This window comes from Mucilaginibacter inviolabilis, assembly GCF_011089895.1.
In the GTDB taxonomy this organism is placed as follows: Bacteria; Bacteroidota; Bacteroidia; order Sphingobacteriales; family Sphingobacteriaceae; genus Mucilaginibacter; species Mucilaginibacter inviolabilis.
In genome coordinates this window covers 503,253-528,643 of record NZ_JAANAT010000003.1, presented here as the reverse complement: position 1 = coordinate 528,643, position 25,391 = coordinate 503,253, and the positions used below count along the sequence as shown (strand labels likewise).

The 25,391-nt window shown below is 42.3% G+C and carries 25 protein-coding genes; 17 read left to right on the top strand and 8 right to left on the bottom strand.

Annotated elements, in window-relative coordinates:
• Nucleotides 1-187: 187 nt before the first annotated feature.
• Entirely contained in the window at nt 188-1,591 is a 1,404-nt protein-coding gene (locus G7092_RS22285) for an MBL fold metallo-hydrolase RNA specificity domain-containing protein (RefSeq protein WP_166092714.1), read from the top strand.
• Nucleotides 1,592-1,655: 64 nt separating this feature from the next.
• Here G7092_RS22285 and G7092_RS22280 read toward each other — a convergent pair whose 3' ends face one another.
• Nucleotides 1,656-3,218 (bottom strand): M20/M25/M40 family metallo-hydrolase, encoded by a 1,563-nt coding sequence (locus G7092_RS22280; RefSeq protein WP_166092712.1) that lies wholly within the window; start codon nt 3,216-3,218, stop codon nt 1,656-1,658.
• On the opposite strand from G7092_RS22280, the gene G7092_RS22275 reads away from it, so the two are divergent.
• Complete coding sequence (locus tag G7092_RS22275; protein WP_166092710.1) at nt 3,217-3,441, top strand: hypothetical protein; 225 nt, start codon at nt 3,217-3,219, stop codon at nt 3,439-3,441. The two genes, G7092_RS22280 and G7092_RS22275, sit on opposite strands and share 2 nt — an antisense overlap.
• A gap of 230 nt (nt 3,442-3,671) precedes the next feature.
• Here the strand turns inward: G7092_RS22275 and G7092_RS22270 are convergent, their stop codons facing one another.
• The 3 genes from G7092_RS22270 to G7092_RS22260 all read right to left on the bottom strand — a co-directional run bounded on the left by G7092_RS22270 (nt 3,672) and on the right by G7092_RS22260 (nt 7,286).
• A complete protein-coding gene (locus tag G7092_RS22270; RefSeq protein WP_166092708.1) occupies nt 3,672-4,364 on the bottom strand; it encodes a response regulator transcription factor in 693 nt (230 codons plus the stop codon).
• 148 nt (nt 4,365-4,512) lie between these two features.
• Nucleotides 4,513-6,321, bottom strand: coding sequence for a sensor histidine kinase (locus G7092_RS22265; RefSeq protein ID WP_166092706.1), 1,809 nt, complete (start codon nt 6,319-6,321; stop codon nt 4,513-4,515).
• Between the two features lie 596 nt (nt 6,322-6,917).
• Nucleotides 6,918-7,286 carry a DUF3127 domain-containing protein gene (locus G7092_RS22260; RefSeq protein ID WP_166092703.1) on the bottom strand — a complete coding sequence of 123 codons (369 nt, stop codon included), beginning with the start codon at nt 7,284-7,286 and terminating at the stop codon, nt 6,918-6,920.
• A gap of 90 nt (nt 7,287-7,376) precedes the next feature.
• Between G7092_RS22260 and G7092_RS22255 the strand changes: the two genes are divergently transcribed.
• The 5 genes from G7092_RS22255 to G7092_RS22235 all read left to right on the top strand — a co-directional run bounded on the left by G7092_RS22255 (nt 7,377) and on the right by G7092_RS22235 (nt 11,636).
• Nucleotides 7,377-8,549, top strand: a complete 1,173-nt coding sequence (locus tag G7092_RS22255; RefSeq protein ID WP_166092701.1) for a THUMP domain-containing class I SAM-dependent RNA methyltransferase — start codon at nt 7,377-7,379, stop codon at nt 8,547-8,549.
• The gene (locus tag G7092_RS22250) at nt 8,550-9,047 is read left to right on the top strand and encodes a hypothetical protein (protein ID WP_166092699.1); all 498 of its coding nucleotides are present in this window, start codon (nt 8,550-8,552) and stop codon (nt 9,045-9,047) included. It abuts the gene before it with no gap.
• Nucleotides 9,048-9,256: 209 nt separating this feature from the next.
• Entirely contained in the window at nt 9,257-9,496 is a 240-nt protein-coding gene (locus G7092_RS22245; RefSeq protein ID WP_166092697.1) for a helix-turn-helix domain-containing protein, read from the top strand.
• Nucleotides 9,497-9,635: 139 nt separating this feature from the next.
• A complete protein-coding gene (locus G7092_RS22240) occupies nt 9,636-10,289 on the top strand; it encodes an HD domain-containing protein (protein WP_166092695.1) in 654 nt (217 codons plus the stop codon).
• A 36-nt stretch (nt 10,290-10,325) separates the two neighbouring features.
• On the top strand, nt 10,326-11,636 hold the full coding sequence (locus G7092_RS22235) for a carbohydrate porin (protein ID WP_166092693.1): 1,311 nt from the start codon (nt 10,326-10,328) through the stop codon (nt 11,634-11,636).
• A 73-nt stretch (nt 11,637-11,709) separates the two neighbouring features.
• Here G7092_RS22235 and G7092_RS22230 read toward each other — a convergent pair whose 3' ends face one another.
• Both G7092_RS22230 and G7092_RS22225 read right to left on the bottom strand, forming a co-directional pair.
• Entirely contained in the window at nt 11,710-12,357 is a 648-nt protein-coding gene (locus G7092_RS22230) for a hypothetical protein (protein ID WP_166092691.1), read from the bottom strand.
• 20 nt (nt 12,358-12,377) lie between these two features.
• The gene (locus G7092_RS22225) at nt 12,378-13,262 is read right to left on the bottom strand and encodes a UbiA family prenyltransferase (RefSeq protein ID WP_166092689.1); all 885 of its coding nucleotides are present in this window, start codon (nt 13,260-13,262) and stop codon (nt 12,378-12,380) included.
• A 170-nt stretch (nt 13,263-13,432) separates the two neighbouring features.
• Here G7092_RS22225 and G7092_RS22220 point away from each other — a divergent pair, with 170 nt between their 5' ends.
• From G7092_RS22220 to G7092_RS22185, 8 genes are all read left to right on the top strand, one after another.
• Nucleotides 13,433-13,972 carry a YceI family protein gene (locus G7092_RS22220; protein ID WP_166092687.1) on the top strand — a complete coding sequence of 180 codons (540 nt, stop codon included), beginning with the start codon at nt 13,433-13,435 and terminating at the stop codon, nt 13,970-13,972.
• A gap of 110 nt (nt 13,973-14,082) precedes the next feature.
• A complete protein-coding gene (locus tag G7092_RS22215; protein ID WP_166092684.1) occupies nt 14,083-15,192 on the top strand; it encodes a type III polyketide synthase in 1,110 nt (369 codons plus the stop codon).
• A 2-nt stretch (nt 15,193-15,194) separates the two neighbouring features.
• Nucleotides 15,195-16,319 (top strand): NAD(P)/FAD-dependent oxidoreductase, encoded by a 1,125-nt coding sequence (locus G7092_RS22210; RefSeq protein WP_166092682.1) that lies wholly within the window; start codon nt 15,195-15,197, stop codon nt 16,317-16,319.
• Between the two features lie 18 nt (nt 16,320-16,337).
• Nucleotides 16,338-17,036 (top strand): methyltransferase domain-containing protein, encoded by a 699-nt coding sequence (locus G7092_RS22205; RefSeq protein ID WP_166092680.1) that lies wholly within the window; start codon nt 16,338-16,340, stop codon nt 17,034-17,036.
• A gap of 9 nt (nt 17,037-17,045) precedes the next feature.
• Nucleotides 17,046-18,110 carry a sensor histidine kinase gene (locus tag G7092_RS22200; RefSeq protein ID WP_166092678.1) on the top strand — a complete coding sequence of 355 codons (1,065 nt, stop codon included), beginning with the start codon at nt 17,046-17,048 and terminating at the stop codon, nt 18,108-18,110.
• Nucleotides 18,111-18,158: 48 nt separating this feature from the next.
• Nucleotides 18,159-18,809 carry a DUF47 domain-containing protein gene (locus tag G7092_RS22195; protein ID WP_166092675.1) on the top strand — a complete coding sequence of 217 codons (651 nt, stop codon included), beginning with the start codon at nt 18,159-18,161 and terminating at the stop codon, nt 18,807-18,809.
• 20 nt (nt 18,810-18,829) lie between these two features.
• Complete coding sequence (locus G7092_RS22190) at nt 18,830-19,840, top strand: inorganic phosphate transporter (RefSeq protein ID WP_166092672.1); 1,011 nt, start codon at nt 18,830-18,832, stop codon at nt 19,838-19,840.
• Nucleotides 19,841-19,877: 37 nt separating this feature from the next.
• The gene (locus G7092_RS22185) at nt 19,878-20,612 is read left to right on the top strand and encodes a DUF4197 domain-containing protein (RefSeq protein WP_166092669.1); all 735 of its coding nucleotides are present in this window, start codon (nt 19,878-19,880) and stop codon (nt 20,610-20,612) included.
• A 68-nt stretch (nt 20,613-20,680) separates the two neighbouring features.
• On the opposite strand, the gene G7092_RS30915 is transcribed toward G7092_RS22185, so the two are convergent.
• Together G7092_RS30915 and G7092_RS22175 are read right to left on the bottom strand one after the other, a co-directional pair.
• A complete protein-coding gene (locus G7092_RS30915; RefSeq protein WP_166092667.1) occupies nt 20,681-22,096 on the bottom strand; it encodes an energy transducer TonB in 1,416 nt (471 codons plus the stop codon).
• Complete coding sequence (locus G7092_RS22175; protein WP_166092665.1) at nt 22,086-22,658, bottom strand: RNA polymerase sigma factor; 573 nt, start codon at nt 22,656-22,658, stop codon at nt 22,086-22,088. The genes G7092_RS30915 and G7092_RS22175 overlap by 11 nt, the downstream gene beginning before the upstream one ends.
• A gap of 80 nt (nt 22,659-22,738) precedes the next feature.
• Here G7092_RS22175 and G7092_RS22170 point away from each other — a divergent pair, with 80 nt between their 5' ends.
• Complete coding sequence (locus G7092_RS22170; protein WP_166092663.1) at nt 22,739-24,679, top strand: vWA domain-containing protein; 1,941 nt, start codon at nt 22,739-22,741, stop codon at nt 24,677-24,679.
• 103 nt (nt 24,680-24,782) lie between these two features.
• The gene (locus G7092_RS22165) at nt 24,783-25,355 is read left to right on the top strand and encodes a helix-turn-helix domain-containing protein (RefSeq protein ID WP_166092660.1); all 573 of its coding nucleotides are present in this window, start codon (nt 24,783-24,785) and stop codon (nt 25,353-25,355) included.
• The last annotated feature ends 36 nt before the right edge of the window (nt 25,356-25,391 follow it).

Genomic DNA, 25,391 nt, shown 5'->3' with positions numbered 1-25,391 from the left:
AGTTAGATACTATAAATCAAAATAACAACTAAAGTTTTAGTTTTTATTTTTCATCAGAGTAAACTTCTTTTTAAGGTGATGAAGCTATCATGAGTCGTTTTATACATTCCGGTTGCAGAGCTTTAGCTCATGATGGTTTTATCCGCTTTATTGTGCATCTTCGTTAGTACTTTCATACCTATTATAAATGAATATAACTTTTCATGGCGCCGCCCGTACCGTTACCGGCAGCAAGCATCTGATCCGACTTAAGGACGAAACAACCATTTTATTGGATTGCGGCATGTTCCAGGGCATGGGCGAGCATTCTGAAGATCTTAATGAGCATTTTGGCTTTAACCCCAAGAAAGTGGATTATCTGATACTTTCACACGCGCATATTGATCATTGCGGATTGATACCACGTCTAGTAGCCGAGGGTTTCAGCGGTCCCATATTTTGCACATCGGCTACAATGGACCTGGCACGAATCCTTTTACTCGATTCGGCTCATATACAGATGCAGGATGTTGCCTATAGCAACAAGCATCGCGCCCGCAAAGGTCAGCCATTGTTGGAAGCACTATATACAGACGAGCAGGCTATGGCGGCGTTGCGCTTATTTAAAATTGTTGAATATCACGAAGCATATGAAATAACACCCAGCATAAAACTCACCTTTACAGATGCCGGGCATATTTTGGGTAGCGCCGCGGTACATTTAACCATCCAGGAAGATGGTAAGACTACCCATATTACTTTCAGTGGCGATGTGGGCCGTTATGATGATATGTTGTTGAACGATCCGGAAACATTTGAACAGGCCGATTATATTTTACTGGAATCAACCTACGGTGATTCACTCCATAAGGAGCAAGGGCCAATTGAAGACGCCTTGTTAGATATTATCAAACAAACATGCGAGGTTAAAAAAGGAAAAGTGATCATCCCCGCGTTCAGCGTTGGCCGTACCCAGGAATTGCTGTACGCTTTAAATGCATTAGAATTAAGAGGTGTACTGCCCGATGTAAACTATTACGTAGATAGCCCGCTATCACAAAAAGCGACCGAAGTGCTCATGAATCATCCGGAAGTGTATAACAAGGGGGTAAAAGAAGTTTTAAAAACTGACGCCAATCCTTTCGGATTTAAAGGTTTGCGGTTTATACAATCAACGGAGCAATCAAAAGCGCTGAACAATGATCAGCGCCCTTGCGTTATTATCTCCTCATCGGGAATGGCGGAGGCTGGCAGGGTAAAGCATCATATCAAAAACAATATCAACAGTGATAAAAACACCATTTTAATGGTAGGTTACTGTGAGCCAAATTCCCTAGGCGGACACCTGCTTAATGGCGACCATGAGGTACATATCTATGGTGAACTATACGAAGTAAAGGCCGAGGTAAGATCGATCAAATCTATGAGTGCCCATGGTGATTATGACGATCTGCTCCATTTTCTGGCCTGTCAGGATCCTTCAAAGGTTAAAAAAATATTTTTGGTTCATGGTGAGTATGAAGTGCAGCAACACTTTAGCACTAAGCTGAAAGAGGCGGGATTTAAGAATATTGAGATCCCATACCAGCACCTGAAGGTAGAATTGGAATAGTATATAATAAAAACCGCGTCACTGCTTCGTTCCTCGCAATGACGCGGTTTTTATTCAAATCTTCTTAATTAGCCGCCTGTGCTTTAGGCAATTCTTTTCTTGGTATCATTTCGGCACGCTCCGATGTATTGTATACAAAAGAAGCAATGATAGTAGCGGCCTGTTTCAGATCATCTTCTATAAGCCTATCATAAGTATCCTGATTACTGTGGTGCGTACGTGAACCGTAATCAATAGCATCCTGTATAAACTGGAAGCCCGGTATGCCCACCGCGTCAAACGATTGATGGTCGGTACCACCGGTGTTACGAATAGTCACGGTTGTAGCCCCCAGGTCTTTAAATGGCTCCAGCCAGGTTTTAAATATTGGGCCGGCTGCCGAATCTCCTTGCAAATAAATACCGCGTATTTTGCCTGTACCGTTATCCAGATTATAATAAGCTGATAGTTTGGCTTGCTCTGGTTTTAGCTGCATGGTCTTCGGATCGCCAAAGTGGTTCAATACATATCCGCGAGAGCCAAATAAGCCCTGCTCTTCCGAACTCCACAATGCTATACGTATGGTGCGTTTTGGCTTAAAGTTGATGGCTTTTAAAATGCGCATGGCCTCCATCATTACCGCGCTGCCTGCCGCGTTATCAGTGGCACCAGTAGCTGCATGCCATGAATCCAGGTGACCTCCTATCATGATTACCTGCTCCTTTAATTTTTTATCCGTACCCGGAATTTCAGCTACTACGTCATACCCCTGCAAATCATCGGTTAAAAACTGTGTTTTGATATCCGCCTCCAACTCCACTTTTTGACCGGCCTTTGCCAGGCGTAAAATCCGCTGATAGTCTTCGCTGCTGGTTTCCAACTCGGGCGATACGGCTTTCGCGGTATCGGCATATGATGCCCCATTGGTGGTAAATACGGTACCATCTGTACCACGGGCCTGGCTTAATATCAGCGCCGCTTTTTCATCATGTATAAATGCTCTTAAAGTAGTTTGGAAAGCACGAAGCTTACGCATAGCAGCAAATTGGGGAGAGTTAGGATCAAATTGCCGGCGTCCATCAGCCGGTTGCATGGTGGCATTGGCCATTTCGGTAAGCTCTTCATCTGTATAGCGAGCGGCATCTACCTTAAAGCTGCGCTCAACTAACGGCTTGGTATCAAATATGACCACTTTGCCTTGCAGCTTTCCTTTGTATTTATCCAGATCAATTGCCGAATCGGCTTTTACCACTATAACATCTCCTTTGATCAAACCACCGGTACCCGGTGTCCAGGCTTTGGGAATAGCAATAATAGCATGGTAGTAGGGCACGGTGATAGCCGCATAATTTTTTTGAACTTCCCAGCCTTTGCCAAATTTACCCCAGGCCTCTAGCTTGGCATTGGCCAAGCCCCATGTTTTAAGTTGGTTAACGGCCCAGTTCTGCGCGCGCTTTAAGCCTGGCGAACCAGCTAAACGAGGCCCTGAAACATCGGTGAGATAAAACGCCGTTTCCATTACTTTGGAGTGATTTAAACCTTCCTCCCTTATTTTTTGAACGATGGCCGGGTCAACGGTTTCCTGCGCGAATACAGGCAGGGTAATGCCTACAGAAATGAGGCATGAAAAAAGTAGTTTTAATTTCATGAATAATAAATTATGTGATCAGTCAATAACAAATCTATTTATTAATCATCAGAAAAAGCAGCAATCCGCTCTTAACAAATTTGTTACAAGTGGGTGCTTTGGCAAAGTTTTAAAAACAGCCCCCGAATTGGCAGATTATTTCATTAAAAAAGTGGGTTTACATGGTTTACACTTTTTACAACCAAAATTAAAACAACTATCTAACAGTCAGTCATTTAATTGAAATAAATCATCAAAAAGTGTAAACCATGTAAACCCACTTTTTGGTCACTTAGAAGAAATCCAGAAGGAGGAATTTTATATCTCAAGGTCTTCTGCGAGTGATAGCGAGGCAACCTCCTCGCTTGTATATTGAACGCGAGGAGATTGCTTCGTCGATCCTCCTCGCAATGACCTAATGGAGACACGTCATTACGCGGTATGAAGCAATGACGCGATTATTATATGATTTTTTTAGTTGATCAGCAGTTTATATCCTCTGCCATGAACATTAATGATCTCCACATTGGAGTCATCTTTTAAATACTTGCGTATCTTGCTTAAAAACACATCCATACTACGGCCGTTAAAGTAATTGTCATCATGCCAGATGTTCAGCAATGCTTCTTCGCGGGTAAGTACTTCATTTTTACGCATACACAGCAAGCGGAGTAACTCAGCCTCTTTGGTCGATAATTTTTGGTGATTATCACCGATAGAGATCATCTGCAGGGTAAAATCAAATACGTATTTACCAATTTTAAATGAGGTTTGCTTTTCTTCTTCCCGTTTCTCTGTATGCTCCGTTCTTTTAAGCATGGCGTTAATACGCAGCAACAATTCCTCAATACGGAAAGGTTTGGTAATATAATCGTCGCCACCCAGGTTAAACGCCTGCATCTTATCTTCTATCATACCCTTTGCCGTAGCAAAAATAATAGGGACATGCGGGTTTATCTTTCTGATTTCCTTACCCAGTGTAAAGCCATCTTTCTTAGGCATCATCACATCCAATATCAGCAGATCATATACCTGCTTGGTAAAGGCGCGAAGGCCCTCTTCGCCATCTTTACATAAAACAACATCAAATTTGCCCTTTAACTGCAGATAGTCTTGCAGTAACAGGCCCAGATTGTTATCATCTTCAACCAGTAGTATTTTTTTCATTTGCTTTTTTTAGTCCGGGATTCCGATAAGTCGGCAAGTCCGGAAGATTATCCTTTATTTGAAAGCCTGATAGTCACAGGGAATCCAAAATCTATATTGTTCTCTTTTTACTTTTCAGACTTCCCCACTTACCGGACTGGCGCCTCACTTATACCTGCGAAAATTTAAGCTCAAATTCCGAGCCTTTGTCTTTTTCCGATTTTACACTTATCGTCCCATTCAATCTTTTTACAATGGTATTTACATAGCTTAAGCCCAAGCCAAAACCTTTCACATCATGAAGATTTCCGGTTGGGATACGATAAAACTGTTCAAATATTTTTGTTTGCTGATCACGGCTCATGCCTATACCTTTGTCTGCCACCTGAATAAACACATGCCCGTTTCTGACTAACGTTGTTATGGTGATATCTGGTGTGTCGGCGCTATATTTTATAGCATTATCTATCAGGTTATACAATACGTTCGAAAAGTGCAGTTCATCGGCTATGATGGTTGTATTTTCATCAGTGAGCTCCAGGGTGGTTTTGGCGTTACATTTATGCAATTTAAGAGCCATGCTATCAATTACTACCGTCACCATATCGTTCACATCCAGCGGTTTTTTATCCAGCTTAAAATCGTTCTTTTCAATACGGGCAATATTGAGTACCCGTTCAATATGACTACCTAAACGGGCGTTTTCTTCAAAAATAATGTTAGCTAAACGAGATACCCGACTTTTATCCTCAGAGATTTCAGCGTCCTTTAAAGCCTCGCTGGCTATCATGATGGTTGATACCGGAGTTTTAAATTCATGGGTCATATTATTGATAAAGTCGATCTTCATTTCTGAAACTTTCTTCTGTTTAAGAATCGAGAAGATGGTATAACCAAAACAAAATATTAACACAAACAATAACCCACCGGTAGTACCCATAGTGGCAGTCATATTACGCAGTATCAGGGAGTTTTTTTGTGGGAAAGCTAATTTGATCTTGCCAGGGTCATTGATCACATCTTTACCAAAAATAGGTGTTTGATAGGTATTGGCTGCAATAAACACAGGCTTGTTGCCATCATTATCAATAGCGCTTGAAAATATGAGTGAATCGCTGTTGGCGGTTGTAACTTCATAGCTAAAAGGCAGGGAAATACCTTTATTATGCAGCTCAAAACGTAATAATGAATCTATCCAAAACGGATTTATACGCTTATTAAGCGGCTCGCCTGTTTTACGGTATTCCTCAGCAAGATTCTCTATTACCGTAGTTTTACCAACGTTTATGTTTTGTAATGAATCCGTTTCCAGCATTTTCTTGATCTGCGCAACCTGGCGTTCCTTTTGCTTGCGAATTTGCTCGCGCTGCCATAAAGGATTTATTTGAGGTACAGAGATCAGTTGTTTTCCGAACTGAGGATCGATATACACATACCTCAAGGTATCATATTTATGCAGTTTCTTGGTGCGCACAGCACTGCTGATACGCGTACGCACAATTTGTGGCGTAAACCGGCCATGCACCACGCCCAACTCATCCGTATACTCCTCTACCTTAACCTGAAAATCAACTGTACCTTCCTGTTGCAGTAAATTGGCCAGTTCGTCATCCATTTTTTTATGCATGATCATCCGCTCCAAACTATCACGTAAAAGGGCTATTTTCTTTTCCCGCAGGGTTTGTTTTTTTCTTTTGGGCTGGTAAAGTTTATTGGCATCGTTTTTTACCACCTTTATTCCGGCAGTAGCATTATCAGCATTACTCACCTTTCGCTGTGCCTTGTTATTTAAAAAATTTACAGCATCTTGTTTGCTCACCTTTGATACCACGTTGTTAAGCGCCTCGTTTACAGAGCGATCAAACAACTCCGATTGCATCTGGTACGATTGCCGTAAAAAATATAATTGCATGGCCATTACACCGAGCAGTGCAAAACCCATTAACCCAATTATTAAACCGATGCTTCTTTTCTTCATTTGTCAACAAGCAAAATTATTTTAAAATAACCGTACAACAGTTCCTTTTAACAAATTTTAACAATTATCAGCCGGCAATAACCTTTTGACATATAACATTTTGCCTTTTTCCGGCTCATCAACAACCGGCAATTATACAATATACAAAAATGAAATGGGAAGCTTATGCTAAACCAGAGTTAGGTGTGTCACAAGTTTTCATAAAAGGGAGATTTAGGCTAAAGCCGCAGTATCGGCTCACCCCGACGGCGCTACGCTTGTCACCCCTTTTTCCGCTTCGCGCATAGAGGGGATTTTTTTTGTTTTCCCTACCCTCTTTCCGCCGCAGGCGAAGAGAGGGTGGTTCAGCGAAGCGTAGACCGGGTGAGGCGGCTATGCTTCATGTTATTGCTTAACGGCTTTTGAGCTCAATATCTAATCATGGCTTATTACTCTTACTTAGGTAACCAATGACTGACATTAGATTGTTATCTACCCATCCCAATATAGGGGAATCCCCCCATAGCTTTAAAAACGCCTGAATGCAAAAAGATCCCTTTTAGTTTTAAAAGGGATCTTTTTAATATAGATGATATTTTTCTTATCGCACCGCGAAATTAGAATGGCAGATCATCATCATCGGCCGAAGAGGCAATATCCGGTGATGGTGCTGCATACTCTGGTGTGGTAGCGCTTCCGGCACCTGCGGCCAAAGCATTAACACGCCATAACTGTAATGAATTGAAATAGCTTTTTTTGCCTGTTTTATCAGTCCAAGGACGACCTTTCAGGTTAAAAAACACTTCTACATCATCACCTACTTTAACAGCGTCAAGCAGGGCGCAACGGTCCTGTATAGCTTCAAACTTTAAATATTCAGGATATTGAGGGTTCTCAATATATTCAAGTATTAGTTCGCGTTTTTTTAGTGATTCAGTAACCTGCACTGTTGGCGACACTTCATATACCTTACCTTTAACTTCCATAATAATCTTCTCAAAAAAATTTAAAATGTAAAGTTAATAGATAAGAAATTAAAATAGGGTGTTTTTAATTTATAAATTCGCAAAATAAATATGCAAGTTTTCCACACCGAGAGTAAAATCGTAATTACATGCAATAAAAGGCTTTCGCCTTATCTGCAGCAAGAAGTTGAGGCACTGGGCTTTACACCAACCCGTGTTTTCCAGACCGGGATTGAGCTTAAAGGTACCGTAACCGATACCATTGCGCTTAACCTTAACCTGCGCTGCGCCAGCCAGGTGCTTTATTTACTCAAAAGCTTTAAAGCCGATGATCCGGCTCAGCTTTACAATGAGCTGGTTACCATTGAGTGGGAAAAACTGATTGATTTTGCCGGATATTTCTCGGTATCATCAAACGTAAATAACGAACATATCCTTACGCCTCTGTTTGCCAATGTAAAGGTAAAAGATGCTATTGCCGACAGGATAAAATCCATAAAAGGCATTCGCCCCAACTCGGGCGCCGAAGCCAACAAAACGCTGATACATCTGTATTGGCAGGATAGCGATGCGGATGTTTTTATCGATACATCGGGCGAAACCCTGGCCAAACACAGTTATCGTAAAATACCAGGTAAAGCGCCAATGCTGGAGGCCCTGGCGGCCTCAACCGTTATGGCTACCAACTGGGACAGGCAAAGCACGTTCATCAATCCCATGTGCGGATCGGGCACTTTAGCCATCGAAGCCGCCTTGCTGGCAACCGATAAATGCCCGGGCCTGTTCAGGATGAACTATGGCTTTATGCATATTTTAGGTTATGATGAAACGGTATTTTTTACCGAGCGCCGTAAATTAAAAGACAAGGCAAAAAAGGAAACGGGCTTTAAGATCATCGCTACCGATCTGTCTGCCGATGCCGTTGATATCGCACAAAAGAATGCAAAAACGGCAGGTGTAGACCATTTGATAGATTTTAGCGTTTGTGATTTTGCAGACACTGAAGTACCCGAGGATACAGGCATTGTAATGTTTAACCCCGAATATGGTGAACGCCTGGGTGTACACTCCAAACTGGAAGCTACCTATGCACGCATGGGCGATTTTATGAAAAAGAAATGCCTGGGATACCGGGGCTATATTTTTACAGGAAATCCAGACCTGGCTAAAAAAATCGGCCTTCGCCCGTCGCGCAGAATTGAATTTTACAATGGTAAGCTGGATTGCCGTTTACTGGAATATGAGCTGTATGAAGGCAGCAAAAGAGAACCAAAAGAAGTATAAATGAAGAAGATCATATTATTATCAGCTGCTATTTTATTATCAGCCTATTGCAAAGCGCAAACCGAACTGGCATTTCCGTTTCAGGGAGGTGGCGCGGTAATGACCCGTTTTTTTAGAGATAGCCTCAAAGTAACGCAGGATATCATTAACAAGAAAGCTACAGGTACTGCTGTATTTAAATTTACGGCGGATGAAAAGGGTACCATCAAAAAAATAATTGTTTATTATGCCGACGATTATGTACTAACCTTACCAATTATTGAAGCGCTTAAAAAATCAAATCACAAATGGGTGATCCCTGATCATGAGAAATTTCACGATTTTATTATCCCATTTTCGATCAGCTTTAACCCGCCAACTGCGGCCAGTAATGCAACGATCAAGGATGCTTACAAATTTTATAGTCAGCGTAAACCTATTATATCATACAACCAGGTACCTTTAGAGTATGCCACCCTGTTACCTACAGTTATAGTAAGTTACGATATACCTGAATAATATAATAGCCATAAAATTTTAACAGACAAAACCCATGATCATTGAATTGCTCATGGGTTTGTTTTTTGCGCTGTTGTTCCCTCTTATTTTCACTCTTCCGTTTTTTAACCTTTCACGACCCATTAAAAAAAATTCAATTAAAAATAGAAAAACAGAAATCCATCTGTTTATTAGTTTCGTTAATTATAGATAACCAATCTATTACGTGAATGAAAGAGATGCTGAATTTCAAAATAAAGGCGATTGCTGCCAATATCAGGAATACCAGGGAGGGCCTGAACTATACGCAAGAATATCTTGCTGCAAAATTGAGTATATCGCAAAATGCTTACAGCAAAATTGAATTAGGTTATACTAAAATAACGGTTGAACGCCTTTTTCAAATAGCTGCTATACTGGGCTCGGATGTTCATGAACTCATCGAGACCGAAAAAGTAGTAGCCGCCTGATAAGCATAAAGCGGAAGGCAGAAAGCCTAAAGCTCGTTTTATATATTATAATAATCAAATGCACAAAGCAGGGGATAGAAATATCTTTTTGCTTTGTGCTTTTTGCTTTCGGCCATAAGCTTTTTACTATTTTTGACCGATGGAACATAGTGAATTGATTGACGCAACCGTACAATTTGTGCGCGAAACACTTAAAAATGCCGAAGGCGGCCATGATTGGTGGCATATACAAAGAGTTTGGACTAATGCCAAATTGATAGCACAAACCGAAAAAGCCGATCTGCTTACGGTTGAACTGGCGGCATTATTACATGATATTGCCGATAGTAAATTCCACAATGGCGACGAAGAGATAGGCCCGCGCACGGCAGGCAATTATCTGCAAAGCATACAGGTAAACGCCGCTATTATTGAACATGTGCAGCAGATTATCCGGCACATGTCTTTCAAATCAAGTTTTGATAAACCATCCTTTCACTCTCCCGAACTGGCTATTGTACAGGATGCTGATCGCCTGGACGCTATTGGCGCTATTGGTATTGCCCGGGCTTTTACCTATGGTGGTTTTAAGGGCCGGGAGCTCTACAATCCCGAGATTGAGCCTAATCTGAACATGAGCAAGGAGGAATATAAAAACACATCGGCACCAACCATCAACCATTTTTATGAAAAGCTTTTATTGCTGAAAGATAAGATGAATACCACCACAGGCAAAAAGCTGGCGCAGCAACGGCACGATTTTATGGAAACCTATTTAAAACAATTTTATAATGAATGCGGAATGATAAACTAAATAAAGTTTAGTTTCTTTGCCCCAAATTTGAGGTTGATGAAAAAAACGATACTGCTAACTACTCTCCTGCTGAACTTTACCCTATTTGTATTTGCCCAGGATACCCTGAAACAACAGCGTTTTAATCTCCATTTCCAACAAACTATTATTACCCAATACAAGCCATCATTTGGCGCCCCCTATACCGGCACTAACAGCTTACTCACCAAATCAGAAACACAAAGCTCCATTACTACCACACTTTTTGGTGCGGCCAGGTTATGGAAAGGGGCGCAGGCTGTTTTCAATCCGGAACTATCCGGAGGGGCTGGTTTGAGTAAAACACTGGGTGTAGCCGGCTTTCCAAATGGGGAAACTTTTAGGGTAGGCGCTACGGAACCTAAAATTTACATAGCCCGTTTGTATTTTACCCAAAACTTTGAATGGGGTAAAGAAAAAGATACCCTCACCGATGATAATAATCAATTAGCCGGCTTAAAAAGCAAACGATACTTCACCTTTACCATCGGTAAATTTGGTATGGCCGATTTTTATGATGGTAACGAATTCAGCCATGATCCACGAACCCAATTTATGAACTGGGCTTTAATGGATAATGGTGCCTGGGATTACCCGGCCAATACGCGCGGCTATGTTTTAGGCAGTCATTTTGAGCTCGGGCAACCCAACTGGACGCTCCGCTTTGCCTTCACCATGTCAACCACTACCGCTAATGGAGCCATCTGGGATGCCAAAATAGGGCATGCCAATACCCAAACAATGGAATATGAGCGCCGTTACACCATCAATGGCAACAAGGGTACTGTGCGGGTACTAGGTTTCCGGAATAATGGCAAAATGGGTATTTACAGCGAGGCATTGGCTAAAAACCCGGTGAACCCTGTTGTAGATACCAACCTTACCTATGGCAAGCATAAATATGGCTTTGGCATTAGTGCCGATCAGTACCTGAGTAAAGATTTTGGTGTGTTTGCCAAAGTAAGTTACAACGATGGTAAAACCGAAACCTGGTATTTTACCGAGATCGACCGTTCGCTAAGCTTTGGTGGCACGCTAAAGGGCACATCATGGAAACGCCCCGATGACGAACTGGCTCTGGCCTTTATAGCTAATGGTCTTTCATCCCAACATCGTGATTACCTGGCTGCCGGTGGCTATGGTTTTATTATTGGTGATGGTAAGCTTAATTACGGCCACGAGTTGATAGCAGAACTGTATTATAAAATAAATGCTTTTCAGAAGAAAGTCTGGCTCACACCCGATTACCAGTTTATCCTGAACCCGGCTTATAATAAAGACCGCGGCCCGGTAAATGTGTTGTCGTTGAGGGCTCACGTGGAGTTTTAGAATCGTGGAGCTGCTGCGGTAAGAGTTTGCCGCCTTCTTTTTAAAGGCAGTATCATCTGATAAACAAACAGGATCAATTTATCCGCGAAATCACTTTTCTTTTCGATAGTGATTTTGTTAAAGAATCTAAAAAGAGTTCCAGCTTTTTGGAGCTTGTGTTCCTGTTGTATTCGTAATTAATATTCAGATGATGACCCGCAATATCAGCAGCTTTTTCAAAATTATAATCATTAAGATGCTTTTCAACAATATCATCATTAACAATCATGGTAATATTTTGCCAGAAAGAGTGATCAATAGCTGAGGTATAGATCTTGGTTGTATTGTTTTCGATTTTTATATATTGAAAGCTCCTGATTGTATCCTTTCTGATCTCATTCATATTTCTGAAATAAAATCCCCATAAACTATCAGCCATAATTTTAGCCGTACTGTAATCAAAGCAATTGTCTTTGGCTGTCATATAGCTTAACCCATTCTTTTTCCAGTATAGCCTAGCCGAAATGTAATAGCCATCATAATCACACCGGTCGCTTTTATTATTCCAAGTAACTTCACAGCCCACGCAATACTCCTGGTAAATACATATGGTATCCACACCTTCTTTACGGAGGATTGCAACCTGGTGCTTTATTCTATCATCAATTGCCCTGTCAGGATGCTGAGCAAATCCGATATATCTCAGTAATATGAATATAATGACGATAAGGGTCTTTTTCATTCCAATGAGTTATTTCAATATTACCCAAATATCGCCAGCACCCCAAAATAAATAAGCATACAGGCCGAGCTTAAAAAATTCATGCGCATGGCATTTTTATAGTCGGCATTTTTGGTCGACTGGCCAACTTTATAAAACCAGTAGTTAAAAAACAAAAATATAGGCAATGCGCAAAGCAGGAAAAAGTAAAAGTGCAGCATCCGGCCTGCCGAATGCCAGTAATAGTAGGATAGGGCTATCCCCAGGGCAAACAATACACCCGAAAAAATAAAGGAACCTTTGTAACCCAGCAACAGGCTGATCGTACGGTCGCCACGACGGCTATCTTCGGCGTGCTGATAGATCTGGGTAAGCGGGTAAGATGCCCCGATAAGACAGGAGCATATAGCCCCTGCAACCGTAAAGCCGATATCCCAATGCCTGAATAGACTTAATCCGCTTAAAGCCGAATAAGTAGTATAGTAAATAAATGCGCCCTGGAAAAAGAAAACCGTTAAAAAACTAATAATAGGATACTTTTTTAACCGCGTAGCCGAGTGGCTGTACAGTTTTGACATAATGCCATAAAGCAATACCGCGAAAGCAAATTCCCAGCAGATCAGGAAGCCCAGCAAAAAAGCCACCAGCTCCAGCAATATCGAAAAATAGTACAAGCTGATATCTACCTCGGGCGGCTTGGCCAGCAGGGCGATACTTTCCTCGTCGCGGTCAAAATAACTGTTATAGCCGTTACTTGCCGGGAAAGCCAGCAAATGCCATATAAAAAAAACCAAAACTGCGGGCCAAAAATGAACGTCATGTGCCTGGCTAAAAGCAAACAGATACACCGGGAGCAAAAAAACAGAAAACACAAAACGCAGATGCGCCCATGCCGAGCGGGTAGGTATTAACTGTTTCAAGTTCATGCTGCGCGGTTATTTAATAGATAGATGGTTGTGATAAATATTATTAAATGGCGAAGGCAACCCTTCATAACCTCATTAACGTAATAATAGTAAACATGGTTGCCTTGTAATTACGAATGTAAAAATTGGTGCCTTATAAAATGTTATGTTTGAAAGTACGTTCGTAATTCATGATGAAAAAAATTTATATCGCCGCCATTTTAGCTTTTTTAATAACAAACAGCTTTGCACAGGTTAAAACAACAGTCACCAAATCAGCTATTACTTTTAAAATTAAAAATATGGGGATCAGTTGTACCGGCGCTTTTAGCGGTTTGCAAGCCGATGTACAGTTTAAACCGGCCGATCTTGCAGGCAGCAGTATCGTAGCTTCGGTAGAAACCGCCACCATTAATACCGATAACGAGATGCGTGATAATCACCTCAAAAGCGCTGATTATTTTGATATAACTACTTATCCAAAGATCACACTAAAGTCTGTTTCATTTAAACATAAAAACGGAGACAACTATACCGGCAGTTTTAACGTAACTATAAAAGACAAAACAAAACTGATAGAGGTACCTTTCACTTATACCGAAAAGGGTAATGCCGCGGCATTTAATGGTAACTTTAAAATAAACCGCAGGGATTTTGGCTTAGGCGGCAACAGCATGGTGCTGGCCGACGAAGCTACGGTTACGGTGAATGTGGAAAGTAGTATCAAGTAGCTAGTATCAAGACAGAAGTGATTTCTATTTAAAATAGAACATTCAAAAATCTTGATACTTGATACTAGCTACTTGATACCAATAAACTACTTGATACTAAAAAAATATAGATGGATAGTTGCATCAGTGCCATTGGGATAGCGAATCCCGACAATCGAATAGCTCAAAATGACATTTACCATTTCATGGTGAACGCGTTTGGCCTGGATGCAACCAATGCTGCCCGACTGAAAAGTATTTATGACCACTCCGGCATCGATCATCGCTATTCGGTGATTCCGGATTTTGGCGTTGGTGATCCATCTCAATATACTTTTTTTAAACAATCGGCACATCTGGAGCCATTTCCCGGCACTAAAGAGCGGCTGAAAGTTTACGAAAAAGAAGCTATATCCATTGCTGTTAAAGCGGTACAAAATTGCCTTACTGGTTTTGATACGAGCATCCTACCGCAGATTACCCACCTCATTACCGTTAGCTGCACCGGCATGCATGCCCCTGGTATTGATATTGAACTGGTGGAAAAACTACCGCTTAACCGCGATACCGAACGAACCTGTATTAATTTTATGGGATGCTATGGCGCTATCAACGCGCTCAAAGTATCTGACTATATTTGCCGGGCCAACCCCGAAGCCAAAGTACTGATAGTAAGCATTGAGCTTTGTACCCTGCATTTTCAAAAAGCAAACACCCTTGATAACTGGGTAGCTAACTCCCTGTTCAGCGATGGTGCAGCGGCTGTTCTGGTGGAGAATACGGCTAAGCGTTCGGGCACAGGAACTTATTTCTCTTTAAAGAATTTTTATACCGAATTTGTAACCGAAGCCCGCGACGATATGGGCTGGCATGTGGGCGATACCGGTTTCGAGATGATACTCACCTCCAAAGTATCCAAACAGATCAAAAAACATATTGGAGCCGTGATGGATCATTTTCTGCATAAAGTAAAAATGGGAGCAGAGCAGATCACCGCTTACGCAGTACACCCGGGCGGCCGCAAGATATTGGAGGCGGTTGAAACAGCCCTGGATCTTCCCGAAGAAAGCAATGCTTTTGCTTATCAAACCTTGCAGGAGTACGGCAACATGTCGTCGGCCACTATATTATTTGTGCTGCAGAAAATGCTGGCCGCCCAAAACCTCCAGGAACAAAAGATTATGAGCTTTGCCTTTGGCCCCGGCTTAACGGTGGAGGGTATGATACTCGAAATGCATTAAACATGAGCGATGTAATCATAGTTGGCGGTGGTTTGGCTGGTTTATTCAATGCCATTTTATTGAATCGCGCCGGTCTTCGGGTTACCCTTATCGAAAAAAAGACATATCCCATGCACAGGGTATGCGGCGAATATATCTCTAACGAGGTGATCCCCTTTCTGAGCGCTTTAGACATCGACCTGGAGCCCCTGAAAGTTGCCCGGATCAATCGTCTGGAAGTAACCGCGGTGTCGGGTATCAAACTTTCTCAAAAATTAGATCTGGGCGGTTTTGGCTTAAGTCGTTACACTTTTGATAATCTTTTGTACCACAAGGCCATGGCCGAAGGTGTAAACATAATGCCCGGCACACGGGTAGAGGATATCCGTTTTGCTGACGGGCATTTTGAGGTAGTTACACCCGGTAATACTTTAAGTGCACCATTAGTAATAGGTTCATTCGGCAAAAGATCCAATCTTGATCAAAAACTAAAACGTCCTTTCTTTTATAAACGCAGTCCGTATCTGGCGGTGAAGTTTCACGTACGGATGAATTTTCCGGATGATCTTATCCAGCTCAACAATTATAAAGATGGCTACTGTGGGGTAAGCAAAACCGATGGTGATCGTTATTGTATGTGCTACATGGCCCACCGGGACGATCTTCGCAAATATGGCACGCTGGAAGGCCTGGAGCAAAACGTAATCCGCAAAAACCCCTACCTGGATGACATTTTTAACAAGGCTGAGTTTTTGCTCGACAAACCAGAAGTGATCAACGAGATCTCCTTTGAGAAAAAAGCACCCGTTGAAGATCATGTCCTGATGAGCGGTGATACCGCCGGTATGATTGCACCGCTTTGCGGCAACGGCATGACGATGGCCATCCATTCGGCCAAAATACTGTCTGAAAAGATCATCGCACATTATCAGTCCACAAAATTTACTACCGATAAACGCGCGGCGCTCGAAGCTGATTATACCCGTATCTGGAACAAAGAATTTGCCCGCCGCCTTTGGGTGGGCAGGCAATTACAGCGCTTGTTTGGCAATAATAATACTACCGCGCTTACCTTAAATATTTTGAACGGCCTGCCTCCGGTATCCCGTTTTTTGATCAGTCAAACACACGGCAAACCTTTCGCCTAAGGCAAACGTATTCACTATATGCCTGATTTAACCATACGCGCTTCCGACGCCGAAATAATGGACGATTTTGACCTACCAGCCAGCGATATTGAGCCTGTATTGGCTGGTTTAGGTCAGGTAAACGCTTTATTAGGCGGCCATAAAAATCTGATAAAAGCATTGAAAAACTTCCCTGTACGTACCGGTTACACTGTTAGCGACTGGGGCTGCGGCGGCGGCGATGCTTTAATTGCCATTGCCAAATGGGGTACTAAAAACAGCTTGCAGCTCAATTTAACAGGCATCGACGCGGCACCCACTGCTGTTAATTTTGCCCGCCAGGAATCAGCCGCATTTTCAAATATTGATTATGTGCAGGTCGATGTCATCACGGATACAGATCGCATCCAGCCCTGTGATATCGTTATCAGCAGTCTGTTTACTCACCATTTTGACGATGAAGGATGGATAATGCTTATCAAAAACATGCAAGCATCGGCACGCAAAGGCATTATCATTACGGATCTGCACCGGCATTGGCTCTTGTATTATGCCATTATAGCGATAACCCATGTTTTTACCCGGAGCAAAATGGCGCGTAATGATGGGCCTTTATCCGTAAAACGCGCCTTCAAAAAAGCCGAATTGGTTGCTTTATTAAAAAATGCAGGAATTGATAACTATAATTTAACATGGCATTGGCCATTCCGCTGGCTGTTAATCGTCTACAAATCGTAACTTTACGATATGAATTTGCGTGTACTGGTTTTAATAACCGCTCTGGGCGTGGCAATAACGCTATCGGCCGTTAACTTTTATTTTCAGCACAAGTGGTACGATGTTATGGTGACCTTCCTGGCTACACTCATTACCAGCTATGTGGTTTTCTATTACCTGATCGAAAAATACATCTATTCGCGCATTAAATTAATCTACAAGCTCATCCACAATTTAAAGCTGGGCCGCGATCTGCGTGATGCACTTGGCGAACATGTAAGCGCCAACCCTATCAACGATGTAGAATCAGAAGTAAAGGAATGGGCCAAACAGAAAAAGATTGAGATTGACGAACTGCGTAAACAGGAAAAATTCCGCCGTGATTTTCTTTCCAATATATCGCACGAGTTCAAAACACCGCTTTTTGCCATTCAGGGTTATATTGAGGCACTACAGGATGATGATTTTGAGGATCGTGAAATGGCCCGTCAGTTTTTAGAGAAAGCCTCTAAAAATGTGGATCGGCTGAGTTACCTGATCAAGGATCTGGACGAGATTTCCAAACTGGAATCGGGTGAAATACCAATCAATTACAGTAAGTTCAAGATCAACGACCTCATTAAAGAGGTTTTTGAATCATTGGAGATCAAAGGCAAGCAGTATCATATTAAATTAATATTTAAGCAAAAATACGACGAAGGCATCCTGGTATATGCCGACAGGGAAAAAATACGCCAGGTATTGGTTAATCTTATTGACAATTCTTTTAAGTACGGTAAGGAAGAAGGCAGCACTTCTGTAAGCCTTTTTGTGCTGCATGATCAGGTGTTAGTTGAAGTAACCGATGATGGTATCGGCATCGAAGAAAAGTTCTTGCCGCGTTTATTTGAGCGTTTTTATCGCACCGATAGCAGTCGTTCAAGACAAATTGGGGGCTCGGGTCTGGGGCTGGCCATTGTAAAACATATTATAGAGGCTCACCAGCAAACCATTAATGTACGCAGTACCGAAGGCCTGGGTTCAACCTTTGGCTTCACCCTGCAAATTGCCAAGCAAACCTTACATTTACCCAATATACCAGTGTTAAAAAGTTAACACTAAATTAACATAAGCAAACGTACCTTTACCCCAATTTAAAGCATTATGTCACTTAACAGCATATTCCAATACTTTGTACCCAAGGACAAGAAAATATTTTTCCCTCTATTTGAGCAGGCGGCAAGCAATGTAGTTACCATGGCTACCGTATTGGTTGAGGCTGTTAACTCCAACAATCCTGCTGCACAGGAAGATCTTTATAAACAGATAGATAAGTTAGAAAACAAAGGCGATGAACTTACCCACCAGATATACCTGGAACTGGGTAAAAACTTTATCACCCCGTTTGACCGCGAAGATATACACGCACTGGCTACCGCTATTGATGATGTGGCCGATTATATTCACGGGGCTGCTAACCGTATGAGTCTTTACAAGATAGACGACTTTAATGAGCATATCCGCAAACTGTCTGATCTGATATTACAGGCCAGTATCGACCTGGAAAAAGCTGTAAAGGAATTGAAAGACCTTAGAAACGTACGCAACATTGCCGACTCCTGCATCAGGATAAACAGTGTGGAAAACCAGGCCGATTATGTATTTGACCGCGCCGTAGCAGATCTGTTCCTGTATGAAAAAGACGCCATCCGCCTCATCAAATACAAAGAAATACTTGCCGCGCTTGAAACCGCTACCGATATGTGCGAAGACGCGGCAAATGTTATGGAATCAATTTTAGTTAAAAACGCTTAAGCATACTTAATCATCACTAAATGGTTACCTCCCTACTTGTTGTCGTAATTGCCCTGGCACTTATTTTTGATTATACCAATGGCTTTCACGATGCAGCCAACTCCATTGCCACTATAGTATCTACCAAGGTATTAACACCTTTTCAGGCGGTGCTGATGGCGGCAGTATTCAATTTCGCAGCATACTTTTTTATCAAAGACCATAAAGTGGCCAATACCGTTTCCAAAATTGTATTAGAGCACTTTGTAACTATTCATGTGATACTGGCAGGTTTAATTGCCGCTATATCCTGGAATTTAATAACCTGGTGGTTTGGTATACCTTCAAGCTCTTCGCACACCCTTATTGGTGGTTTTGCCGGTGCTGGTATGGCCAACGCTATTTATATGCATGCCAACCCACTAAATGCTATTGAAATGCATTATGTGCTCACCATTATAGCCTATATTGTTTTAGCTCCGTTCATTGGTTTAGTTATAGCCTATCTCATTACCATTTTGATACTGCATATCTGTAAAAGGGCCAGGCCAGCCGTTGCCGAACGCTGGTTTAAAAGGCTACAGCTTTTATCAGCAGCCGCGTTAAGCTTTGCACACGGTGGTAATGATGCCCAGAAAGTAATGGGTATACTGTATGTAACCCTGATTACCACCAATGTAATTAAAAGTGGTGCACCGATGCCCGAGTGGATTCCGCTGGCTTGTTATACCGCTATTGCAGCCGGAACCATGTCAGGAGGTTGGAAAATTGTAAAAACCATGGGCTCCAAGATCACTAAGGTAACCCCGTTGGAAGGTGTAAGCGCGGAAACAGCTGGTGCTGTTACCCTTTTCATCACAGAAAGATTTGGTATACCGGTATCAACCACGCATACTATTACAGGTTCTATTATTGGTGTGGGTTTAACCAAACGGGTTTCGGCGGTACGCTGGGGCGTAACCATTAATCTGATTTGGGCCTGGATCATTACTATACCTATATCTGCCCTTATTGCCGGTGGTGTATTTGCATTGATACACCTCCTTGGATAACTTTTTTATTGCCTGCAATTTTTTACTAAATTTAATCATGATGAGAACAAAGTTTTTAGTAATTACCGGATTGCTGGCATTAATGACGTTAGCCAGCTTCAACACGCCCGACCAGACTGCACATGCTGCAGCACAACCGCCTCAAACCATACCCACCAACCTGGAGATAGGCAATGGCCTTAAACAGGCGCTTGAAGTAGCTACGGGCAAAAGCTCAGACCAGTTATCGGCAGTTAATGGCTTTTTTGGCAATGCAGCGGTTAAAATACTTTTCCCGCCAGAAGCGCAAAAGGCCGAAAAAACGTTACGCAGCTTAGGCATGGGCAAATTGTGCGACAATGTGATACTATCACTTAACCGTGCTGCCGAAGATGCCGCGAAACAAGCCAAACCTATTTTTGTGGATGCTATTAAGCATATGACGCTGCAGGATGTAACCAATATTTTAATGGGCAATCAAGATGCTGCTACTCAATATTTTCAACGCGCTACTACAGCTCAGTTAACAGCCAAATTTAAACCGGTGATACAAGGCAGCCTTAACAAAGTTAACGCCACTAAGTACTATACAGATGCCGCACAGGCCTATAATAAAGTTCCCTTTGTAAAAAAACTGAATCCAGATATTAGTGATTACACCACTCAAAAAGCTATCTCGGGTTTATTTATTGAAATAGCCAAAGAAGAGTTAAATATCCGCCAGAATCTGGGTGCGCGTACTACGCCGCTATTACAGAAAGTATTTTCTTTTGCGGATAAGAATAAACAATAAAGATCCGGATAAAGAGCATTATCATATATGGAAGAAGCGATGGAAAAACCCATCGCTTTTTTTTGTTCCTATTTCTGCTTCTGAAATTTCACCTTCACAGTAACCGTTTCAGCTTTATGATTATTATTCCCAATCCATGAAGGGCCATTCTTGATCAGGTCGATGGCTTTTTGATCAGCTATAGCATTCAGGCTTTTTTTGATCTTAAAATCACTCAATGATCCATCAGCTTCTACCGTGAAACTTACGTTTACATTGCCTATGGTGCCATCGGGTAAAACCGCATTGCTTTGAAGATATTTTTTAAATCCGCTCCAGTTATTTTGCGGATGCGCATTTTGCACCGTAGGTTCAGTGGCATCGTCATCCTTCTTACTGCCATAACCTGTTACCACAACCTCGTTAAGCGAATTAGAAGCATTTTTAAGTTCAACCTTTAAGCTATCACCTACTTTTGCGCTTACTTGTTTGCGCTCAAAACCAATGGATGCAATATCCAGAGTCTCATTCTTATTGTTTGCTGGCGAAGCCGGAAGTGCAAACTTACCATTGGTATCCGTTACGGTTGACTTATTGGTTCCTTTGATACGTATAGCTGCCCCAATTACTGGCGAACCATCACCCTTCGAAATAATAATACCCGTTATCCGGCTGGCTTCGGCCTGTGATTTTGGATCGGCCGGGATCACAGTTAAGCCATCTACTTTCCCAGGTAATATAGATGATGCCGAATATCTTGCGGTCTTTTCTCTTCTCATAGCGATCGCGTTATCCACACTATCTTTTTTACTTTGCGAAGTATAGCCCATCACCACAGCCTCGCTTAACTGTTGAGTATTATCGGGTTTATTGGCTCCTATTATAATTTCCCGCAAAACCACCGGAGGATTCGGCTGCTTCGCTTTATCAAAGGAATGATCAGTTACAGGTGCTGCTGCAGCTTGTTTATTATCAGTTGCAGATATCTCCTGTTGATAAACGGCATTATCGCTTGGTTTGACAACAGAGTGTTTGATGGCCTCTTTCACTACAGGTGCTGGTTTTACGTTTTGGGCTATCAATGCATCAGGGTGAGTTGCAGGAGGCACAGGTGCTATTACAGTATCTATAGGTGGTACAACCTGTGTTTTATTAACCTGCGGGGTTTGTACAACATCCGCTACTCTTTCTTTTTCAGTTGTAGTGGATGAGTTTTTGAGCCATAATCCACCAATAGTTAATACTACTAAAACAGATGCCGCTATTGACCATACCTTCCATGAAATAACCCTACCTTTTTTTTCGGTAGTGCGTTGCTGCAGGCGTCCGGCTAATTCGTTCAGGTTTCCTTGCGCATCTTTTCCGCTCATTTCATAGCCTTCCAGAGCATCCATCAAAAACGGATCGTCAAGGGCATCGTGCTCCAACTGGTGCATAGCCTTAGCATTAAGCTCCCCGTTAAGGTACTTCCTGATCTGCGATATGTCGGCTTTTTTATTGCTCACTATTCTTCTCCAGGCAAATTCTCAAATTCCGTTTGCCGTTTTGTATGTAACTTTTTACTTCATTTAAACTAAATCCGGTTATATCGGCTACTTCTTTATAGCACTTCTCTTTTAAATAAAACAGATCGATGCTTTGTTGCTGCGCCCCGGTTAGTTTATCAATACAACGCTCTAAAGCTTTATAGGCTTCTTCGCGGTTATTATCATCAGGATGCAAAAGAGGTGTAAATTCCATAACATCGTCCAAAGCAACTACTTCTAATTTTTTACCGCTCCTCAACTGCATCAAGCAATAATTGCGCCCCAATACATACAGCCAGCTCCTGAATATGGCTATATCATGCTGCTTCACCTTAACCACCAACTCTTCAAATATGCCCATTACGGCATCTTTAGCCTGCTCTTCATCTTTGAGGTATTTTAAGCAAACGCCATAAACCAGGGGCATATACCTTTCATACAGCTGCCCTAAAACCGCAAGATCACCGTTATTACGGTAAACAGCTAACAGTTCGGCATCAGTTGATGAACTTAGTTTATTTGGTTTGATAAAATTGGTCATTAAACACCGCCAAAATAAATTTTTTAAACCGTTTATGGAAATTAAGCTGCTGTTACATCCTTATTAAAAACAACAAGGTTATGAAACAGCTACTATTCATTTTAATATTCGCAGGCCTAACCGGGTTTAAGCCTGCCAACGACCGCCACATCAGCGGAACGGTTTATGACGGCAAAAACCAGGCCTTGCCCGGCACACAAGTATCTATTACAGGCGCCAATCAGGGCACACAGACCGATGCTCAAGGTCATTATGCCATTGATATACCCGCAGGTAAAAACACCCTTACATTTAGCTTTATAGGTTTTGAATCGCAAACGGTAAAAATTGGCAAAAGCAATACGCTGGATGTTCATCTGAAAGCATCAAATCAAGCCTTAAACGAAGTAGTGGTAACTGGCTATGGTATACAGCATAAAAAAGAGATAACCGGGGCAGTTGCTACTGTCAGCGCACCGCAGACAGACCAAATGTACTCAGCACCAGTAACCGGGATCGTCGCCGGCAAAAACGCGAGGCATTATAACAAGTCTGTTCAGATGAGCCAAATACAAATCATGCCATCTCCGGTTGCTGACAACGAAAGCTATAAAGGCATCAATGAAAATGGCTTTAAAACCGTTGAAAGTGAGCCTTTATCCACTTTTTCTGTTGATGTTGACGCGGCTTCGTACAGCAATATAAGGCGCTTTATCAACAACGGTCAGCTGCCACCTGCTGATGCGGTGCGGATCGAAGAAATGATCAACTACTTTCATTACAACCTGGCCGGGCCAACCAATAATGAGCCTGTTGCCATACACACCGAACTTTCCACCGCGCCATGGAATGCTAATCACCGTTTGTTGCGTATCGGCTTAAAGGCCAAAACCATCGCTAATGATAAGCTGCCTGCATCAAACCTGGTATTTTTAATTGATGTGTCAGGATCCATGTATGAGCCTAATAAATTACCGCGGGTACAATCATCCCTAAAAATGCTGGTTAACCAGCTACGCCCGCAGGATAGGGTAGCCATTGTGGTATATGCCGGTGCTGCGGGTGTAGTATTACCGGCCACGTCGGGCAATAAAAAGACCACCATTAACAACGCTATTGATAACCTGCAGGCAGGTGGTTCCACCGCAGGAGGCGCAGGAATTAAGCTGGCTTACAAAATTGCCATGGAAAACTTTATGAAAGGCGGCAATAACCGCGTTATGCTAGCTACCGATGGCGACTTTAACGTAGGCGCATCCAGCGATGACGACATGGAAAAGCTGATTGAGAAAGAACGGGAAAGCGGTATATCCTTATCCGTTTTAGGCTTTGGTATGGGTAATTACAAAGACAGTAAAATGGAAACCCTGGCCGATAAAGGCAATGGCAACTACGCCTATATAGATAATATTACTGAGGCCCGCAAAACACTCATCAGCGAGTTTGGTGGCACCCTTTTCACCATTGCCAAAGACGTAAAACTACAGGTAGAATTTAATCCAGGCAAAGTACAAGCCTACCGTTTATTAGGTTACGAAAACCGAGCCCTCAACAAGGAGGATTTTAACAACGATAAAAAAGATGCCGGGGATATGGGATCTGGTCATACCGTAACCGCCTTTTATGAGATAGTGCCCGCCGGTGTAAAAGACGACTATTCGGGCAGCGTTGATCCCCTTAAATATCAAAAACCAAAGCCTGTGGCTTATAACAGTTCATCTGATGAGATGCTGACTATCAAGTTCCGGTACAAACAACCCACCTCTTCGGTAAGTAAAATGAGCCATGTGGAAGTGTATGACAAACCGGTAGCCTTAAATGCCACCTCAACCGATTTCCGGTTTGCCGCTGCTGTAGCCGAGTTTGGTATGCTGCTGCGCGATTCGCAATTCAAACAACATTCCAGCTATGATCAGGCTATCAAAATGGCCCGGGCCGCCAAAGGTGATGACAGCGAAGGCTATCGCGCCGAGTTTATTAAACTGGTCGAAAGTGCCAGGCTATTAAGCCCCGGTAATAAGGTTTTAGCTGCTGAAGAATAGCCTCCCCTAAAGGGGGAGCTTTTTGATTAGTTTGGCTTAACAAAGCCCCTGTGCATACAGGGGCTTTTGCTGCATTACGGATTTATATATAGCTTTACAGCACATGAATGATCCTGTGAAACTGTACATCAAAAACATGGTATGCAACCGCTGCAAAATGGCGGTACAAACCGAACTGGAAAAAGCCGGTCTGGAACCTTTAAGCGTGGAACTTGGCGAAGTAGCACTGAAAGAAAACCCAGGGACACAACAAATCAAGGAACTGGAAAAATCCCTCACAGCGTTGGGTTTTGAACTGATAGATAACCAGAAAAGCCGACTAATAGAGCAAATAAAAACTGAGATCATTAAACTGGTGCATCATACTGATACGGCCAATACTTTAAAACTTTCGGCCATACTGACCGATCATTTGCATCACGATTATAGTTACCTCAGCAATCTGTTTTCCTCTGTAGAAGGCACCACCATCGAAAAATATCACATCGCCCAAAAAATTGAAAGAGTAAAAGAGCTCCTCATTTATAACGAGCTGAGCCTGTCAGAGATCTCCTATCAATTAGGCTATAGCAGTGTAGCGCATCTTTCGGCCCAGTTTAAGCAGGTAACCGGGATGACGCCTTCGCAATTCAAGGGTTTGCAAAAGCACGCTCGCAAAAATATCGACGATGTATAAACGGGCTCCATCCCAATAAAAATCTTATAACAACCA

Bases quoted from the DNA above. Each gene is read 5' to 3' on its own strand.
- G7092_RS22285 (WP_166092714.1), top strand. From the start codon at position 188: ATGAATATAACTTTTCATGGCGCCGCCCGTACCGTTACCGGCAGCAAG.
- G7092_RS22275 (WP_166092710.1), top strand. From the start codon at position 3,217: ATGAATAATAAATTATGTGATCAGTCAATAACAAATCTATTTATTAAT.
- G7092_RS22280 (WP_166092712.1), bottom strand. From the start codon at position 3,218: ATGAAATTAAAACTACTTTTTTCATGCCTCATTTCTGTAGGCATTACC.
- G7092_RS22270 (WP_166092708.1), bottom strand. From the start codon at position 4,364: ATGAAAAAAATACTACTGGTTGAAGATGATAACAATCTGGGCCTGTTA.
- G7092_RS22265 (WP_166092706.1), bottom strand. From the start codon at position 6,321: ATGAAGAAAAGAAGCATCGGTTTAATAATTGGGTTAATGGGTTTTGCA.
- G7092_RS22260 (WP_166092703.1), bottom strand. From the start codon at position 7,286: ATGGAAGTTAAAGGTAAGGTATATGAAGTGTCGCCAACAGTGCAGGTT.
- G7092_RS22255 (WP_166092701.1), top strand. From the start codon at position 7,377: ATGCAAGTTTTCCACACCGAGAGTAAAATCGTAATTACATGCAATAAA.
- G7092_RS22250 (WP_166092699.1), top strand. From the start codon at position 8,550: ATGAAGAAGATCATATTATTATCAGCTGCTATTTTATTATCAGCCTAT.
- G7092_RS22245 (WP_166092697.1), top strand. From the start codon at position 9,257: ATGAAAGAGATGCTGAATTTCAAAATAAAGGCGATTGCTGCCAATATC.
- G7092_RS22240 (WP_166092695.1), top strand. From the start codon at position 9,636: ATGGAACATAGTGAATTGATTGACGCAACCGTACAATTTGTGCGCGAA.
- G7092_RS22235 (WP_166092693.1), top strand. From the start codon at position 10,326: ATGAAAAAAACGATACTGCTAACTACTCTCCTGCTGAACTTTACCCTA.
- G7092_RS22230 (WP_166092691.1), bottom strand. From the start codon at position 12,357: ATGAAAAAGACCCTTATCGTCATTATATTCATATTACTGAGATATATC.
- G7092_RS22225 (WP_166092689.1), bottom strand. From the start codon at position 13,262: ATGAACTTGAAACAGTTAATACCTACCCGCTCGGCATGGGCGCATCTG.
- G7092_RS22220 (WP_166092687.1), top strand. From the start codon at position 13,433: ATGATGAAAAAAATTTATATCGCCGCCATTTTAGCTTTTTTAATAACA.
- G7092_RS22215 (WP_166092684.1), top strand. From the start codon at position 14,083: ATGGATAGTTGCATCAGTGCCATTGGGATAGCGAATCCCGACAATCGA.
- G7092_RS22210 (WP_166092682.1), top strand. From the start codon at position 15,195: ATGAGCGATGTAATCATAGTTGGCGGTGGTTTGGCTGGTTTATTCAAT.
- G7092_RS22205 (WP_166092680.1), top strand. From the start codon at position 16,338: ATGCCTGATTTAACCATACGCGCTTCCGACGCCGAAATAATGGACGAT.
- G7092_RS22200 (WP_166092678.1), top strand. From the start codon at position 17,046: ATGAATTTGCGTGTACTGGTTTTAATAACCGCTCTGGGCGTGGCAATA.
- G7092_RS22195 (WP_166092675.1), top strand. From the start codon at position 18,159: ATGTCACTTAACAGCATATTCCAATACTTTGTACCCAAGGACAAGAAA.
- G7092_RS22190 (WP_166092672.1), top strand. From the start codon at position 18,830: ATGGTTACCTCCCTACTTGTTGTCGTAATTGCCCTGGCACTTATTTTT.
- G7092_RS22185 (WP_166092669.1), top strand. From the start codon at position 19,878: ATGATGAGAACAAAGTTTTTAGTAATTACCGGATTGCTGGCATTAATG.
- G7092_RS22175 (WP_166092665.1), bottom strand. From the start codon at position 22,658: ATGACCAATTTTATCAAACCAAATAAACTAAGTTCATCAACTGATGCC.
- G7092_RS22170 (WP_166092663.1), top strand. From the start codon at position 22,739: ATGAAACAGCTACTATTCATTTTAATATTCGCAGGCCTAACCGGGTTT.
- G7092_RS22165 (WP_166092660.1), top strand. From the start codon at position 24,783: ATGAATGATCCTGTGAAACTGTACATCAAAAACATGGTATGCAACCGC.